The sequence below is a fragment of the Pseudoalteromonas aliena genome, assembly GCF_038155085.1.
GTDB classification, from domain to species: Bacteria; Pseudomonadota; Gammaproteobacteria; order Enterobacterales; family Alteromonadaceae; genus Pseudoalteromonas; species Pseudoalteromonas aliena_A.
In genome coordinates this window covers 39,335-54,072 of record NZ_JBAKAU010000022.1, presented here as the reverse complement: position 1 = coordinate 54,072, position 14,738 = coordinate 39,335, and the positions used below count along the sequence as shown (strand labels likewise).

The 14,738-nt window shown below is 39.9% G+C and carries 12 protein-coding genes; 6 read left to right on the top strand and 6 right to left on the bottom strand.

Annotation, left to right across the window (positions count from 1 at the left end):
- Positions 1–258 precede the first annotated feature (258 nt).
- From V6260_RS16440 to V6260_RS16420, 5 genes are all read left to right on the top strand, one after another.
- Positions 259–978, top strand: a complete 720-nt coding sequence (locus V6260_RS16440; RefSeq protein WP_341595164.1) for a helix-turn-helix transcriptional regulator — start codon at positions 259–261, stop codon at positions 976–978.
- Between the two features lie 135 nt (positions 979–1,113).
- Complete coding sequence (locus tag V6260_RS16435) at positions 1,114–1,827, top strand: response regulator transcription factor (RefSeq protein WP_341595163.1); 714 nt, start codon at positions 1,114–1,116, stop codon at positions 1,825–1,827.
- Positions 1,824–3,182 (top strand): histidine kinase sensor domain-containing protein, encoded by a 1,359-nt coding sequence (locus V6260_RS16430; protein ID WP_341595162.1) that lies wholly within the window; start codon positions 1,824–1,826, stop codon positions 3,180–3,182. The genes V6260_RS16435 and V6260_RS16430 overlap by 4 nt, the downstream gene beginning before the upstream one ends.
- Positions 3,183–3,374: 192 nt before the next feature.
- On the top strand, positions 3,375–5,411 hold the full coding sequence (locus tag V6260_RS16425; RefSeq protein WP_425355713.1) for a TonB-dependent receptor domain-containing protein: 2,037 nt from the start codon (positions 3,375–3,377) through the stop codon (positions 5,409–5,411).
- Positions 5,412–5,429: 18 nt separating this feature from the next.
- Complete coding sequence (locus tag V6260_RS16420; protein WP_341595161.1) at positions 5,430–6,551, top strand: PepSY-associated TM helix domain-containing protein; 1,122 nt, start codon at positions 5,430–5,432, stop codon at positions 6,549–6,551.
- Positions 6,552–6,676: 125 nt separating this feature from the next.
- On the opposite strand, the gene fadE is transcribed toward V6260_RS16420, so the two are convergent.
- A complete protein-coding gene (gene fadE / locus V6260_RS16415) occupies positions 6,677–9,133 on the bottom strand; it encodes an acyl-CoA dehydrogenase FadE (RefSeq protein ID WP_341595160.1) in 2,457 nt (818 codons plus the stop codon).
- Positions 9,134–9,431: 298 nt separating this feature from the next.
- On the opposite strand from fadE, the gene V6260_RS16410 reads away from it, so the two are divergent.
- Entirely contained in the window at positions 9,432–10,196 is a 765-nt protein-coding gene (locus V6260_RS16410; RefSeq protein ID WP_211000586.1) for a class II glutamine amidotransferase, read from the top strand.
- Positions 10,197–10,294: 98 nt separating this feature from the next.
- Here V6260_RS16410 and V6260_RS16405 read toward each other — a convergent pair whose 3' ends face one another.
- The 5 genes from V6260_RS16405 to cmoA form a co-directional block, all read right to left on the bottom strand.
- A complete protein-coding gene (locus V6260_RS16405) occupies positions 10,295–11,038 on the bottom strand; it encodes a DUF3108 domain-containing protein (RefSeq protein ID WP_341595166.1) in 744 nt (247 codons plus the stop codon).
- Positions 11,039–11,054: 16 nt separating this feature from the next.
- Positions 11,055–11,702 (bottom strand): phosphoribosylglycinamide formyltransferase, encoded by a 648-nt coding sequence (gene purN / locus V6260_RS16400; protein WP_058548297.1) that lies wholly within the window; start codon positions 11,700–11,702, stop codon positions 11,055–11,057.
- On the bottom strand, positions 11,702–12,754 hold the full coding sequence (gene purM, locus V6260_RS16395) for a phosphoribosylformylglycinamidine cyclo-ligase (protein ID WP_341595159.1): 1,053 nt from the start codon (positions 12,752–12,754) through the stop codon (positions 11,702–11,704). The genes purN and purM overlap by 1 nt, the downstream gene beginning before the upstream one ends.
- A gap of 190 nt (positions 12,755–12,944) precedes the next feature.
- Entirely contained in the window at positions 12,945–13,913 is a 969-nt protein-coding gene (gene cmoB / locus V6260_RS16390) for a tRNA 5-methoxyuridine(34)/uridine 5-oxyacetic acid(34) synthase CmoB (RefSeq protein WP_341595158.1), read from the bottom strand.
- A gap of 12 nt (positions 13,914–13,925) precedes the next feature.
- Positions 13,926–14,651 (bottom strand): carboxy-S-adenosyl-L-methionine synthase CmoA, encoded by a 726-nt coding sequence (cmoA, locus tag V6260_RS16385; protein ID WP_341595157.1) that lies wholly within the window; start codon positions 14,649–14,651, stop codon positions 13,926–13,928.
- Positions 14,652–14,738: the final 87 nt, after the last annotated feature.

Here is a 14,738-nt window from a genome sequence, read left to right as displayed (position 1 = left end):
GAATACCGGCCTGTCACGCCGGGGGTCGCGGGTTCGAGTCCCGTCCACTCCGCCACTTGTTATTTCCTCAATAACGAGCTTATGAAGTCTTTAATAAGATAATTCAATAAAATATTATTTGGCTATCAGCTATCAGCTATCAGATCGACTCTTTTATACTAACCTGCTAATATTCCTTGTTATTCTTCACTATTCAGCTTCATATATCTACATGAATAGCCAAGAATCTAGTCTCACTTTAAAAAAGGAAGCACTAAAATGAGCACACTAGGTCAACAATTAAAGCAGCTAAGAAATAACAAAAAATTGAGTCAACCTGAATTTGCCCAGCAAGTAGGGATAGAACAAAGTTATTTATCAAAACTTGAAAACGATAAATCAATCCCCTCGAATGAAATATTTAGAGCTTTATTGATTGCATTAGAGCTTTCAATTGATGAGTTTATGAAGCCGCTTGTGGCGAGTCATGATAAAGCGAGACTTATGCACATACCGGATGCTGAGCAATGGTATAAAAATAAAGCTGTGAGCACTTCAGTAACTCAACGAAAATTGATTTATTTAGCAATGTTTTTAATTTCATTTGGGTGTGCACTATTTTATGCAGGTCATAAAAATTATGTGTTTAACGAACGTTTTTATGAATACAAATCACTGGGTGTGATCAAAAAAGATGAACCTCTGAATATTTATACTCATTGGAGCAATTATATTATTGAGTCAAACCGCAAAAAAAGAAAGGAAAAAACTCGGGAGATACTAGCCAGAAGGGTACCAAGTTTTAAGTTAATGGATGAGTATATCGGTGAATCATTTGTTGAAGAAGTCGAGGGAGGTAAACGACTTTACAACGCTGATGAACTCTCGCGAACAATGCCACATGCAGGTAATAGCTTGCTTGAGTTTATAGGCATATTTACCGCTTTATTTGGGCTGGTATTGGCTGTATTACAACCTAGGCTTTCGCGCTTTCTTTGATAAACGCTAAGGCTAAATAGTAAAAGCATATACAAAAATTATTTGCCTGATAAAAATAATGTTTGTATGTAGAAGTGTATTTGATATTGATTTGTATTATTATTTGTTTTAACACTATAAAAATTATGGCTTTCTATGTCTGCGCCACAGGCCTATCAACGCAATAAAACTGATTTTGATATTTTAGTTGTTGAAGACGATACATTACTTAATAATCAAATTACTGAATTACTAGCTAACCAAGGGTACTCTGTTACACAGTGTTTTGATGGTAATCAAGCGCTTGATTTAGCAGTTGCTCAGCGCTTTAGCCTTATTTTATTAGATGTTATGTTGCCGGGAAAAGACGGCTTGGCAGTGCTCAGTATTTTACGTAGTTGTAATAGCACCCCTGTAATAATTGTATCGGCGAAGCATGCTGAAGAAGAGCGTATTCTAGGTTTATCAGCTGGTGCAGATGATTACTTAGCAAAGCCGTTTAATAGCCAAGAATTATTACTACGCGTAGATTCAGTGCTAAGGCGGGTTTTTAAACAAGACACTAATATCCCTTATATTACCAATATTGATGGACTTAAAATAGATAGTCTACACCAGCAGGTTTTTCTGGGTTGTGAGCTATTAATTTTTACACCTATTGAGTTTGCCTTGCTGCAAATTTTAATGAAAAACCAAGAACAAATTCTGTTAAAACCTTTTTTATATCAAGTAGTGCTTAACAAGCGTTTTAGCCAGTACGATCGTAGTTTAGATATGCATATGAGTCGAATTCGAAAAAAGTTAAATAATGCTGGCTGGGATGGCAGTCGTTTACACACAGTGCATGGCCAAGGATACTGTATTAAATGACACGACGTCTATTTTGGAAGCTGTGCTTAATTATTGGTACCGGTGTTGTTGCGATGTTCTATTTAATTAATGTCGCGGTTAATCACTTTGAAAATGATATGAGTATGTTAAGTGATTCAAGCCGAACAGAATTAACTAATTGGCAAACAAAGGCTGAGATTATATTTGATCAAGGCGATATGAACGAGCTCGAGCGTTGGGTCGATAACTTGCAGCAACAAGAAAATATTTGGGCCGTAATTGCCAAAGCTAATGTGGTTGAGTTAGCTGGTAATCGCTCTCATCGTTATGAGTATACCGGGTATAATTTAGGACGTAGCATTGATTGGAAAATCCATCTGTACTTCGACCGTGCACCGGCGATGCAGTTACCTTTTAAAGATGGTACAACTAGCCTTGTTGTGCAGTTGCCGCAAAGAATGCGTCCGGGGTCGCTTTGGAATTTAACACGCTTATCGTTACAAGTTTTATTACCAATGTCTATATTGGTATGTTTATCTATTGTGTTATATCGCCATATTATGCACCCTATTAAAGAACTCGACTTAGCAAGTAGGGCATTTAGTAAAGGAGACTTTAGTGTCAGAGTTCGGGAGCAGTTGGGCTCACGCAATGATGAACTATCCCAGTTAGCTGAAACATTTGATTTGATGGCTGAGCGGATCAGTGAGCAAATTATGCACCAACGTGTATTATTAACGGATCTTTCCCACGAGTTGAGAACACCTTTAACACGCTTAGATATCGCAACTGATAACTTACTCTCTCACAGGGAGGGAGGTGTAGAGGACACACAAATAAAATTAGAACGTATTCATAAAGAGTCACAGCACATTCGTAAGTTAGTCGATGACACGCTAACTTTGTCTTGGTTAGATAATGAATCACCTCAGTTACGTATTGAATCTTTGGACTTAGTCGATTTACTCGAAATCCTCATTGAAGATGGACGTTTTGAGTACCCTGATAAACTGATTTCTGCTGACTTACCTAATCAAGCACATATTGAAAACAGTAATCATAGGGCATTAGGTCAAGCACTTGAAAATATACTTAGAAATGCACTACGTTACACACCCATTAATAAACAAGTACGCGTTAGTCTCATTGATCATGAATATGAATATCAAATTATTATTTCAGATCAAGGCCCTGGAGTGCCTAAAGAGCATTTAAATACTATTTTTAGGCCTTTCTTTCGTATTGACTCAGCCCGTTCGTGCAACAGCAATAGTTTTGGTTTAGGGCTTGCTTTAGCACAGCGACAATTAAACGCGATAGCAGCAACAGTATTTGCTACAAATAGTATTGCCGGAGGCTTAATCATGACGGTAACAGTACCTAAAGGTGTATAAAATTATACTTATTATTGTTAATACATCAAATTAATGAATCATTAAATCAGTATCTTAATTAATTCTATAGCTGAAGTAAGTTTCATTTCTGTGTTTTATTTACGCTAAATGTAACAAATGTAAAGTTGCTATGCTTTTCTATAAAAGAAAATGATAATTCTTCTTATTTACCATTGAGAAGGAACGTTCCCCTTGAAAAAGTTAGCCTTAGTGAGTGCTATTTTCTTATCATTCAGTTCACCTATATACGCGCAAGAACTTACTAAAAGTAAAGTATCTGTTGAAAAAATATCTGTAGTTGGCTCTGCAACTAATTTGAGTATTACAGCTGAAGAAATAGAACAATATCAAGCAAGTGATCTGGCTGATATTTTTCGACATTCACCTTCTGTTAGCGTGGGGGGCTCAGTAGGCGTTGCGCAAAAGATCTATATTCGTGGTGTTGAGGATTCTTTATTAAATATAACGGTTGATGGTGCACAGCAAACATCAACGTTATTTCATCATATTGGTCGTGTAACAATAGATCCTGACCTATTACAGCAAATAGATGTGCAAGCAGGTGCCGGCGAAGCTACAAGTGGTCCTGGTGCGATTGGTGGCTCTATACGCTTTGAAACTAAAGACGCACAAGACCTACTTAATCAAGGTGAACAATTTGGTGGGCGTGTTAAAGCAAGTTATTTTTCAAATGACGGTACGCGTTTAAGCACCAGTGTATACGGTAAATTAAGTGATACATGGGGGTTATTAGGATATTTCAGTACTGTGGATCGCGAGAACATGGAAGATGGTAATGGCGATACTATTTATGGTACGGCTGCCGATCAAGATATGATGTTTATTAAAGCCAGTGGTGAGTTAGCAGATAATCACCATTTGTCGATAAGTGTTGAAAAACGTGACGAAGAAGGGGATTTTTCAGCACGCCCTAACTGGGCGGTACAAGAAGGTGATGCTCTGTACCCAAGTGAAGCAGATCGAGAGACTTACGTTGCTAATTATATATTTTCTCACAATAACTTATTGTACTTAGAGGCAACAGCATACAAAACCGAATCATCTTTTAATGGCGGCCGATTTGCTTGGCTTGCTGACATTGATACATATGGTTTAGATATTCGCAATACAAGTATTTTTGATGAGCATAAATTTATTTATGGTGTTGATTATAGAAACGATGAAGTGTCGAGCGGATCTGCAGCAGGTACGAAAGAAAATGCAGAACAAGGCAGTGTACTTGGGATTTATGCGCAAGGTTATAGTGATATTACCCCACAACTTTTACTGAGCTATGGGGTGCGTTTTGATAGTTATAAGTTTAAACAAGACATCTTATTAGATGAATATTATGGCATTGCAATTACAGAAAGCGCATCGAGTTTAGACGATAGTGAAGTAAGTTTTAATATAGGTTTAGCATATGATATTAATGATGCTTGGACAGTAGGGCTTGGGTATGCTGAAGCCGCGCGTGGTAAACAAATAGGGGATGGCTTTACCATCGATGGATATTTATATGATGGCTCAGATATTCCCGTGGCGGATGAAAGTTTAGTACCTGAGACAGTCGCCAATATTGAGGCATCCATAACGTACACAAGTGAAAATTTATCCGCTAAGGCCAGTATTTACAATTCTTCTTTAGATGATGTGATATTTGAAGGGTATGCAGGTAACTCGGTTTATAACAATATAGGCACGTTAGAGACTAAAGGGTTTGAGTTTGACCTAGCATATCGCTTAAATTCATTTGATTTCTTCATTGGTTTTTCAGCTACAGATACAGAGCTTGCCCCGCGTGATGGGTTGTACAGTGTAAGTTATGATGCAATTGATATTAATGGCTATGAGTTTGTCGGTTTAGGTAATAGCAGGGGCAATACATGGGTTGCTGGCGTTGATTACGACATTAACACTGATGCAAAGGTTGGTTTTAGTGTAACTAACGTTGAGTCGCTGGATATAGATACATTACATCAAGCGGTTGATGTGGGCTGGGCTGATTCAATTTATACATTAAATAAGCCAAGCTACACCACAGTTGATTTATATGGGCAGTGGCATGTTACTAATGAACTGTTATTTAATGTGGCAATTACGAATTTATTTGACTCGCTTTATATCGATCATTCAAGTGTGGGTGATTACAGTGAAGTATTTAGCACTGTTGTTGGTCCATACGAATCTGGGCGCGATATTCGCTTATCGATTTCCTACCAGTTTTAAGAATAAGTAACTTATTTTATGTTCTTAAAACTATTTAAAAAGTGGGTCTTTTGGACCCACTTAATTATTGGTTTAATCGCCGGTTTATTTATTTTCAGCATGTCGTTCACGGGTTTTTTATTAACCTATGAACGACAGATTGTTGAGCTAGATGAAATGCTATTTACTGTAAAAAACACCGATGCTCAACGGCGGCTATCGACTGATGCTGTTGTAGATATTTTGCAAGAATCGCATCCGAGTCAATCACATATTTATATTCGTTGGGTAAATCGAGAAGGTGCTGCTATTCCTGCTTGGGCGGGAAAACATAGCTACTTATTACACCCTTATACGGGAGATGTGATTCGTGAAGGAGAGGGGCTAGCGGCTGATTTTTTTCATGTTGTAACTGATATACATCGTTATTTATTACTGCATGGCACTTCGCAAGTGATTGGTAAAAATATAAATGGTTACGCTAATCTATTTTTTATCTTTTTATTACTATCGGGTGCTTATCTGTGGTTACCAAAGCGATTTAATCGCTCTGCGTTGAAAGGATATTTATTACTAGCAAAGAGTTACAAATCATCACATCATCGAAATAGGCAGTGGCATTTAGTTTGTGGAATTTGGTGTTTACCGGTTTTACTCGTTTTGTCATTAACGGCTACTTTGTTTCATTTTGATTGGGCAAATAAGGCACTGTACGGCGCATTTGGGCAAAGTGTACCGGAGCGGGAAAAGCATCTACCAGTATTAGATTTATCGGCAGATAAAGTACCTTATGATGCTTTATTCCAACAAGCTCAAACACATGCAATTAATAATGGAGCCGCTGATTGGTATTCAATGTGGTTAGAATTAGGTGACAAAGAACACGAAGCACGTTTTTATATTGATACCAGTATCGGGAATCGTCAAGAATATGCGTATTCATTATTTTTAGATACTCGTACGGGGGATGTAACTAAAACGCTAAAAAAATCGGATTGGACGCGAGGCGATCAAGCATGGGGAACATCTCGATTTTTACATACAGGTGAATACTTTGGTTTTTTAGGGCAAACATTAGCTGGTTTGGCATCATTACTCGCATGCTTTTTAGTGTATACAGGCATAGTTTTAGCATGGAAGCGATTGATAACTAAGCGCTAATTTACACTTATCGTTGAGTATTTGATTGCTAGAGATGTACGACTTGATATATAAGAATTTATTTTACACAAAAAAGCCAGCGCATTAGGCGCTGGCTTTTGGTATTCAAATGCTTACCTAGTTAATTAAGCGGCATCAGCTTCTTTTTTAACGCTATTACGCGCGGCTTTGCCTGCAAGTAAGTCAGCAGGGTCAAAGTCATCAACGTTAATAACATCTAAACGAGATTGCTCAACAGCAGCTAGTTTATCAGCCTCTGCTTGGCTTAATATGCCTGCTTCAAGCCCCATTTGCGCTACCTTATCAAGCTGGAAGAATGGCAGTTTAAGGCCTTTCTCTTTACATACTCTTTCAAATAATGGCTCAACAGCAAGTACGTCTTTAAGCGTTTGCTCTTGACGACCTACAAGGTTAAGCGGCTCATTTGTTAAGTATACATAGCTTGCTAAACGGTTACGCGTTTCGCTAGGTACTTGTAGTAGTTGAGCAAGTTTATGCTCAAGTTTGTCTGTAGGTTTACGAACCGGGCGACCAAACGGGAATAACAATACTTTTAGTACACCACGCAGTGGAGCAGATGGCATGTTATTGATTAAATCCGCAAGTGCACGTTGGCAGTGGTAAAGATGATCCTGACAACTCCATTTTACAAGTGCAAAATCTTCTTTTTTACGCCCTTCATCGTTGTAACGCTTAAGCGTTGCAGACACTAAGTAAAGGTAGCTTAGTAAGTCACCTAAACGTGCTGAAATACGTTCTTTACGTTTAAGAGAGCCACCAAATACTGCCATGCTAATGTCAGACATAAGTGCTAAAGAGGCACTAAAGCGAGACGCGATTCGGTAAAACTCAGCGGTTTCATCTTTGTAAGGTACACTCGTAAAGCGTGCGCCTGTCAATGCAAGCCACTTAGTACGTACAAGGTTCGACATAGTAAAGCCAATGTGGCCCATTAGCGCTTTATCAAATACGTTAAGCGCTTCTTCGCGGTCTTCAATTTCACATGCACCAAGCTCTGTAAGTACAAATGGGTGACAGCGAATTGCACCTTGACCGTAAATAATCATATTACGGGTCAAGATGTTTGCACCTTCAACGGTAATGGCAATAGGTGCGCCTTGATAGCCACGACCTAAATAGTTATTTGGCCCAAGCATGATGCCCTTACCGCCAAGTACATCCATTGCATGAATGGTTGAGTCGCGCATTTGCTCAGTAAGGTGGTATTTAATAATAGCTGAAACAACCGATGGCTTTTCACCTAAATCAACTGCACCGGTAGACATACTAACAGCTGCATCTGAGCTGTAAGCATAACCTGCAAGTTTAGCCAAAGACTCTTCAACACCTTCCATTTTACCAATAGGTAAACGGAACTGACGACGAATACGGCTATAAGCACCTGTAGCTAAGGCGATAGTTTTAATGCCACCGGTTGAATTTGACGGCAATGTGATTGCGCGGCCAACCGATAAACACTCAACCAGCATACGCCAGCCTTGACCAGCCATTTCTGGGCCGCCAATAATGTAATCAAGTGGTACAAATATGTCTTTACCGCGAGTTGGGCCGTTTTGAAATGGTACGTTAAGCGGAAAGTGACGACGTCCAATTTCTACTCCAGGAGTATCTGTTGGAATAAGTGCACAGGTAATACCCGGCTCTTTAACATCGCTTAATAAACCGTCTGGATCTTGTAGTTTAAATGCAAGACCAAGTACTGTAGCCACGGGTGCAAGTGTAATGTAACGCTTATTCCACGTAAGGCTTACACCTACAACTTCTTCGCCGTTCCATTGTCCTTTACACACAACACCGTAATCAGGAATTGAGCTTGCATCAGACCCTGCTTCTGGCGAGGTTAGTGCAAAACAAGGGATTTCTTTACCGCTCGCTAAGCGTGGTAAGTAATGATCTTTTTGCTCTTTTGTACCATAGTGCTGTAATAATTCACCCGGGCCTAAAGAGTTTGGTACACCAACAATTGACGAAAGTAGTGTTGATTTACTCGTTAACTTTTGAAGTACACACGATTGTGCAAACGCAGAGAACTCTAAACCGCCGTATTCCTTTTTGATGATCATGGCAAAAAATTGATTATCTTTTAGGTATTGCCATACATCTTGAGGAAGGTCAGTAAGCTCGTGGGTTGCTTCCCAATCATCTAGCATGCTACATACTACTTCTACAGGGCCATCAATAAAGGCCTGCTCTTCAATAGTAAGTTTAGGAATTGGGTATTGGTGTAGCTTTTTCCAATCAGGGTTACCGCAAAATAAATCAGCTTCCCACCACGTAGTACCGGCATCGATTGCTGACTTTTCTGTGTCAGACATGCTTGGCGTTACTTTTTTAAAGGTAGAAAAAATAGGCTTTATTATATATTGCTGACGAATGCCAGTAACAGAAAGAGGAACCGCGATGATCAAAAAGATCAACCAGCTAATTAAACCAAAAGCACCTGCAAAGGTACCAATTAATAAAGTTGCAGCAGAAACACCAAGTGCTGTGTTCCAACTCGCTCTGTGGTAAATCGCGATGCTGAGCAGAGCGATTAAACCGAGTGTAAATATGAGTGTCATTGCTTATTCCTTAATAGAGGTCAGACCACCTCAGTTAGAGTAGCGCTAGTAAGCTTAAGTTTCAAGTACATTACAGTGATAAATTATAGTCGAAATAGCCATAATTAACTCACAGCTTCCCTTAAAGAGGAACGAGCATGCATTGCCACTGCGCTTAATTCAACGATTAGTTATATTAAAAGCGTTAAAAACCAGTAAATCAGCTAGCCAAAAAAGATTTTTTAAGTAAATATGTCTGCTGTAGCGCACTGTAAAACGCAGCGTTATTTATACGTATTTTTTAAGGGTTAGTTTATTAATGTGTGAATTACTTGGTATGTCAGCCAATGTACCTACCGATATTTGTTTTAGCTTTTCTGGCCTTTTAGAGCGAGGTGGCAATACCGGCCCGCATAAAGATGGATGGGGCATTACCTTTTACGAAGGTAAAGGTTGTAGAACGTTTAAAGACCCCGAGCCAAGTTATCAATCAGAAATTGCAAAGCTCGTTAAAGCGTACCCAATTAAAAGTGTTTCGGTTATTAGCCATATTCGCCAAGGTAATCGTGGGCGAGTGTGCCTTGAGAACACCCATCCATTTACACGCGAATTATGGGGTCGCGAAATCACGTATGCACACAATGGGCAGCTTTCTAATTATCACGACTTAAAACCTGAGTATTATCGGCCTGTAGGAAATACCGACAGCGAACTGGCATTTTGTTGGTTGCTTGATAAAATTCGTGAAAAATACCCAAAACGCCCATCTAATATGGCGTCTGTTTTTAGATACGCTGCCAAGCTTTCGCACACGTTGCGTGAAAAAGGCGTATTTAATATGTTACTTACTGATGGCGTGTTTGTATTAGCGTATTGTACTAACAACTTACATTACATAACGCGCCGAGCGCCATTTGGCAAAGCAACCTTGATTGATGCTGATATGGTGGTTGATTTTCAACAAGAAACCACACCAAACGATGTAGTAACCGTAATAGCTACACGGCCACTCACGAACGATGAGCGCTGGCAAAAAATGCAGCCGGGTGAATTTGCTTTATTTAAAATGGGCGAGTTAATTTAGCGCTAAAATTAAAAACATAAAAAACGCGATGTAAAATCGCGTTTTTTATTTAATATACATTTTCATCAACTTGGATAATTAATTATTGCAGATAGGTGTTAAGGCGTCTCTACGCTAGCATCGCTTTTGTCTGATACAGCTGCAGGTGCCGCGACAGGTTGAGTAACGGTAAACGAGTTCATTTGCACTTCAAACTGCTCCATCCCTTTTTCGCCTTTCCACATACGTACTAGCATGTAATCCATTTCTGGCGCAAACCATGCAAGCGCTTGGCGTTTGTCATTATCATATAAGCGTTTAACTTTAATGGCTTCTACATTGCCAATAGGCAACGAAATCATTTCAGTGCCTGTTACTTCAAAGTTGTAGTCGCGGCGATTACCTTTTTTATCAATAAGCGGAAACGAGAAATTAGTTTCGCCTTTTTTTAGGCCTTCACGTACTTGTACTTGGTACGAAATAGCGTCCTGAAATTCGTCAGTCCACTCGCATTTTAGCGGGTATTCGCTAGTGCTGCTTGTAACCACTTTATTTTGTGTATCAAAATCTATTTTGTAATCTTTATCTGGACCTGTGCCTGTACGCACCATGCTGTAATGATGTGGGGTAACTTTGCCATCTTTGTATGTAAACTTTGAGGTTTCTTCGCGCGAGTCAGAAAAAATCATCCACTCTATATTGCTGTGATAAGTAAGCTCATAGTTATTATCGCTTAATTTTTTAAGCTCACGTACGGCTTCACCATGATTTTTACCTTTGCGTAAAATATCATAGCTTGCTTGATACTGTGTTAGTTCGCCTGCAATAAGGCTAGTAGGAAGTAAAGCGCCCGCACATAACAGCAGGGCACTTATTTTTTTATTGTGGGTAGTGCGCGCCGTGTGCAGGAAGTTGTTTTTCGTCAAGAACTGCATAATCTGCTTCCATAGTAAGTCTTTGTTCACTGAACCACTTAACCACCAAAGGATAAATTATATGCTCTTGCTCGTGCACGCGCTTTGCTAATGTCTCTGCTGTATCATCCTTGAGTACAGGTATTTGCGCCTGAAGAATAACCGGACCGCCGTCTAATTCTTCAGTAACAAAGTGAACACTTACGCCATGAACATCGTCTTTCGCATCAATTGCTCTTTGGTGGGTATTCAGCCCCTGGTACTTAGGCAACAAAGATGGATGAATGTTCAACATTTTTCCAACATATTTTTGCACTAAGCTAGGAGTAAGAATACGCATAAACCCAGCTAATACAACTAGATTCGGCATAAAAGAGTCGATAACGTTCATTAATTGTGCATCATAGGCTTCGCGCGAGTCAAAATCTTTATGACTGAGCACTTTTGTAGCAATACCTGCTTGTTTAGCACGCTCTAGGCCATAAGCGTCTGCTTTATTGCTAATAACAGCCGCTATATGTCCATTTATCTCGCCACGTTCGCAGGCATCAATGATGGCTTGTAAATTAGAGCCACTACCTGAGATCAAAACTACCAGACGAGTGGGAGCCATTACTTAGCACCACCTACAATTTCTACTTGCTCTTCGCCTGGCGCTGCATCGTGAATTTCACCAAGGTGCCATGCATTTTCGCCTAAGTCTTTTAGCATAGTTAAGCTTTGGTCAAGTTTGTCTGCAGGAACTACTAATACCATGCCAACACCACAGTTAAATGTACGGTACATCTCGTGCATGGCAATGTTGCCGTTTTCTTGTAGCCAGTTGAAAATACTTGGCCACTGCCAGCTATCGCCTTTAACCACTGCCTTTGCAGAGCCTGGTAACACGCGAGGAATATTTTCCCAAAAGCCACCGCCAGTAATGTGCGAAAGGGCATGCACGTCAACTTGCTTAAACAACTCAAGTAAAGGTTTAACGTAAATGCGTGTAGGCTCTAATAAATGCTCGCCTAATGTTTTACCGTCAATTACTTGGTTTGTATCAGCGTTTGACACTTCAAGTACTTTACGAATTAAAGAAAAACCGTTTGAGTGAGGACCGCTAGATGCAAGCGCAATAAGCTGATCGCCTGCTGCTACTTTAGTGCCATCAATAATTTTAGATTTTTCTACTACACCGGTACAAAAGCCTGCCATGTCGTAGTCTTCACCATCATACATACCTGGCATTTCTGCTGTTTCGCCACCAATTAGGGCACAACCAGAAATTTCACAACCTTTACCAATACCGGTTACTACATCGGCTGCTGTGTCTATATCTAGTTTACCCGTTGCGTAGTAATCTAGAAAAAACAGGGGTTCAGCGCCTTGTACTATTAAATCGTTTACACACATCGCAACTAAATCAATACCAACAGTGTCGTGTTTTTTTAAATCGATAGCTAAACGAAGTTTAGTACCAACACCATCAGTACCAGCAACTAATACAGGTTGCTTATAACCTTCAGGAATTTCGCAAAGTGCGCCAAAACCACCAATTCCGCCCATAACTTCAGGACGACGAGTTTTTTTCACTACGCCTTTAATACGCTCAACAAGTGCATTACCAGCGTCGATATCTACGCCCGCGTCTTTATAGCTTAGAGACTGTTTTTGTTCGCTCACAGGTTTTCCTCAAAGTAGTTGTTTTGGGTTGCTTAGAAACGCGCGTATTTTACAACAATTGCAAGGTCGCGGCTAGCGTAAATGTAATTTTGAAATAATTAACAAGGACACTTGTCCGCTGTTTGTTGTTTAAATAAACAAAAAAACGCCCGTAGGCGTTTTTTTAGTATTAAAGGCGTTAAATTAACCGCTATGCTTTTGCAGTTAATATTGCTCTAAGTGGAGCAGGGTAGCCTTCAATTGTTTTACTCGTATCGCTTGGGTCTAAAAAATCAACTAACGATTCGTTTTCCATCCAGTCGGTTTTACGCTGCTCGTCAAGCGTGGTAATTGCACAATCCTTTATTTGCACATCTTTAAAGCCAACGCGCTCCATCCACAGTTTTAATGCAGCAGTACTTGGAATAAACCACACGTTGCGCATTTTTGCGTAGCGGTCGGTGGGCACGAGTACTGTATTTTCATCGCCTTCAATCACTAAGGTTTCAAGCACTAACTCGCCACCTGGGCGAAGCTGCGCTTTTAACTGCGCTAAAAAATCAATTGGCGAGCGACGATGATAAAGCACCCCCATCGAAAAAACCGTATCAAAGGCTTTAAGCTCGGGTAATGCCTCAACACCTAGTGGTAATAAATGTACGTTTTCATCTGGGTTGTAGTGTTTAATAGCCTGAAACTGACATAAAAATAAATCAGACGGATCAATACCCACCACAAACTCGGCGCCTTCACCGCGCATACGCCATAAATGATAGCCAGAGCCACAGCCAATATCTAAAACAGTGCGGCCTTTTAATGGCTCAATATGTGGTAAGAGGCGGTCCCACTTCCAATCACTGCGCCACTCTGTATCTATTTCAATACCGTGCACACTAAATGGGCCTTTGCGCCATGGCATCATGCGTTTTAATAAATGCATGGCTTGTTTTTTCTCGCCTTCGCTCATTTCTCCAGGCGCGCCAATTTCTACCTTAGTAGCTATATCAACGTGGGTTGTTTTTACTTCTGGCAGATTTTTAAGTACTTTTTGCCATTTAGGTAAATCACCATGGCTTGCCTCTAACTGCCAATGTTTTAATTGAGCGGGTAGGGTTTCTAACCAGTGACTAAGTGGGCTTTGTGCAATTGCAGCGTAAAATTGGTTAAACCATTGAGACATAAATTACTCTTTTTATTTAATTGCTACCATTGAGCAAAAATTAAAACATTGATACCACACCTGCATTTGGCTAAAGCCAATATCGCTTAAACGATTAAAGTGAGTGCTGAGTGTATCGGGGCGCATTACGTTTTCAATAGCAGTGCGTTTTTGGCTTATTTCAAGCTCTGAGTAGCCATTGTGACGTTTAAAGTCGTGGTGCAAATCAATTAATAGGTTATCGCATTGCTCGTTTTCGGCTTTAATTTTTTCGCTAAGTAGTAGCACGCCACCAGGTTTAAGATTATCGTATATTTTTTCAAGCACGGCTTGGCGCTGCGCATGTGGAATAAATTGCAGTGTAAAGTTCATTGCCACAACCGATGCGTTTTGAATCTCAAGCTCGTTAATATCGCCTAAAGTAACAGTAACCGGCACATCCGATTTAAAACCTTGTAAGTGCACCTTACAACGCTCAACCATGGCTTGTGAGTTATCTACTGCAATAATGTGGCAATTATCAGTGCGAATATTACGACGCATACTTAGTGTTACTGCACCAAGCGAGCAACCTAAGTCGTACAGGTTTGAATTACTTTGTGCGTATTCGCCGGCTAATTTACCCATCGTGCTTACAATGGTTGCATAACCTGGCACAGAGCGCTGAATCATATCAGGAAATACTTCGACCACATTTTGGTCAAAGCTAAAATCTTTTACTTGTTGCTCAGAGGCGTAAATACTGTCTTTTATGGTCACGAAGGCAGTCTCTTTGTAAATAATGATGCTATTTTAACATTTTATACTGGATAGTCAGTGATAAATTCAGTAGCTTATCTAGAATTA